This is a genomic window from Mesorhizobium sp. M4A.F.Ca.ET.050.02.1.1 (assembly GCF_003997725.1).
Classification (GTDB): domain Bacteria; phylum Pseudomonadota; class Alphaproteobacteria; order Rhizobiales; family Rhizobiaceae; genus Mesorhizobium.
Map to the genome: position 1 here is coordinate 1 of NZ_RZSG01000790.1, position 2,707 is coordinate 2,707.

The following is a 2,707-nucleotide window of genomic DNA, read 5'->3' on the forward strand; positions in this document are numbered from 1 at the left end:
CACCCAGCTCGTCGCTCTCGCGGGCGACGCGCAGCCTCTCCTCGGCCTCGGTCGCCTCGCGCTGGCGGTCCCACATCGAGGCGTAGAGGCCATCCTTGCGCAGGAGCGCGGCATGAGTGCCGCGTTCGGCGATCTGGCCGTCCTTGAGCACGATGATCTCGTCGGCCGAGATCACCGTCGACAGGCGGTGGGCAATGACGATGGTGGTGCGGCCCTTGCTGACCAGGTCGAGGGCTGCCTGGATCTCCTGCTCGGTCTGGGTGTCCAGCGCCGAGGTCGCCTCGTCGAGCATCAGGATCGGCGGGGCCTTCAAAATGGTGCGGGCGATCGCCACGCGCTGCTTCTCGCCGCCGGAGAGCTTCAGCCCGCGCTCGCCGACCATCGAGCGGTAGCCCTCGGGCAGTTTCTGAATGAAGGGGCCGATCTGGGCGAGCTCGGCTGCCTTGCGCACCTCCTCCTCGCTGGCCCCGACGCGGCCATAGCGGATGTTGTAGGCGATGGTGTCGTTGAACAGCACGGTGTCCTGCGGCACCATGCCGAGCACCGCGCGCAGGCTCTCCTGGGTGACGTCCCTGATGTCCTGGCCGTCGATCAGCACCTGTCCGGACTGGACGTCGTAGAAACGAAACAGCAGCCTGGAGACGGTCGACTTGCCGGCCCCGGATGGGCCGACGATGGCGACCGTCTTACCCGCCGGCACCTCGAAGGAGACGCCCTTCAGGATCTTGCGGTTCGGATCGTAGGAGAAATGCACGTCGCGGAATTCGACCTTGCCTGCGCCGACCACCAAAGGCCTGGCGTCCGGCCTGTCGACGATTTCCTGCCGCACGTCGAGCAGGTCGAACATGTGCTCGATGTCGGTCAGCCCCTGGCGGATCTCGCGATAGATGAAGCCGATGAAGTTGAGCGGCACGGAAAGCTGCATCAGCATGGCGTTGATGAAGACGAAGTCGCCGACACTCTGCGTGCCGGCCTGCACTTCCAGCGCCGACATGCACATGACGATGACGGTGCCGAGGCCGAAGATGACGCCCTGGCCGAAGTTCAGCCAGCCGAGCGAGGTCCAGGTGCGGGTGGCGGCGGTCTCATAGCGCGCCATCGAGCGATCGAAGCGCTCGGCCTCCATGGCCTCATTGGTGAAATACTTGACTGTCTCGAAGTTGAGCAGCGAGTCGATCGCCTTGGTGTTGGCGTCAGTGTCGCTGTCGTTCATGTCGCGACGGATCGAGATCCGCCAGTCGCTCGCCTTGACCGTGAACCAGACATAGATCCAGACGGTGACAGCGACAACGGCCACGTATTTCCAGCCGTAGGTGAAGGCGAAGATGCCGGCGGTGAGCGCGAATTCGAGGATGGTCGGCGCCGTGTTCAGCATGATGAAGCGCACGATCGTCTCGATGCCTTTGGTGCCACGCTCGATGATGCGCGACAGGCCGCCGGTGCGGCGCTCGAGATGGAAGCGCAGCGACAGCTGGTGCATGTGGACGAAGGTGCGGAAGGCGAGTTGGCGCACCGCATATTGCCCGACACGGGCAAACAGCGCGTCGCGCAGCTGGTTGAAGCCGAGCTGCACGAGGCGGAGCACATTGTAGGCGACGACCAGCATTACCGGCGCAAGCAGGAAGGACGGCAGCGGCGGCGGCGTCTTCGCGGCGCCAGCCAACGCGTCGGTCGCCCATTTGAAGAAATAGGGGCCGGCCACCAGCGTCACCTTGGCGACAACCAGGAGCAGCGTCGCCCAGGTGACGCGCGCCCTCAGGTCGGCCCGGTCGGTCGGCCACATATAGGGCCACAGATTGCGGAGTGTCGCGAGGGTCGAGGAATCGGAGACGGTTTTTCCGGCCATTCTTTTTGCCTTCTTGTTCTAGCCGACGGAGCAGCAGGATTTGACCAGCGCCGAGAGCGACGCCGAGACATCGGCGAGCGCCGCGTGGTCGACCTCGTAGCGCGAGCGCTGGCGGTCGGGCTCGAAACGGACCAGCCCGGCCTCGACCAGTATCTTCAGATGTTGCGAGACGGTGGACTGGGCGAGGTCGAGATGGTCGACCACCTCGCGGCAGCAGCAGGAACGGCTGGCGGCGAGATGCCTGAGGATCTCGATGCGTGCCGGATGCGAAAGTGCCGCGAACCGCGCCGCGACGGCGCGGCTGTCCGGGGCGCAACCGGGCGGAGCGCCCACCAGGGTGGGTTCAGTCAGGGATTCGGTCATCGTTCATCGGCGATAGACGATGAACGATGCGAGGGCAAGCTAAGCTGGTGGGTAGTATAACGCCTGCGCACTGCAATGGAGGCAATTTCCGGAGTTGGCGCGACAGCGCTCCCTCTGCCCTGCCGGGCATCTCCCCACAAGGGGGAGATTGGCCAATCGCCGAATTCCTACTGCGTCTTCGTCGGCGCCGTCGTCATCTGGTCGCCCATCGCCTTCATGTCGGCGTCCTCGCCTTCCTTCGACTTTTGCGGGACCTTGAACACCTGGCCCGGCCAAATGCGGTCAGGGTTGCTGATCTGGTCCTGGTTGGCGAGATAGATGGTGGAATAGCGCACGCCGTGGCCATAGACGCGGCGCGAGATCCGCCACAGTGTATCGTTGCGCCGGATGATGACGGCGCTATCGGCATGTTCGAGCTTGGGCGCCACCGTCTCGGGGGCGTCGGGCGTCGCGGCAGCCACCTTGGCCGGGGCTTCGGCGCCAGGAGCAGCAGCAGGC

The 2,707-nt window shown here is 65.1% G+C and carries 3 protein-coding genes; all 3 read right to left on the reverse strand.

Annotation, left to right across the window (positions count from 1 at the left end; genetic code table 11):
- On the reverse strand, positions 1-1,846 hold a 1,846-nt coding region (locus tag EOA33_RS31165), incomplete at its 3' end, for an ABC transporter ATP-binding protein/permease (RefSeq protein WP_145989383.1).
- Positions 1,847-1,864: 18 nt separating this feature from the next.
- A complete protein-coding gene (locus EOA33_RS31170; RefSeq protein WP_126055676.1) occupies positions 1,865-2,209 on the reverse strand; it encodes a metalloregulator ArsR/SmtB family transcription factor in 345 nt (114 codons plus the stop codon).
- A gap of 167 nt (positions 2,210-2,376) precedes the next feature.
- Positions 2,377-2,707: LysM peptidoglycan-binding domain-containing protein (locus tag EOA33_RS31175; protein WP_145989384.1), on the reverse strand; the 331-nt coding region annotated here is incomplete at its 5' end.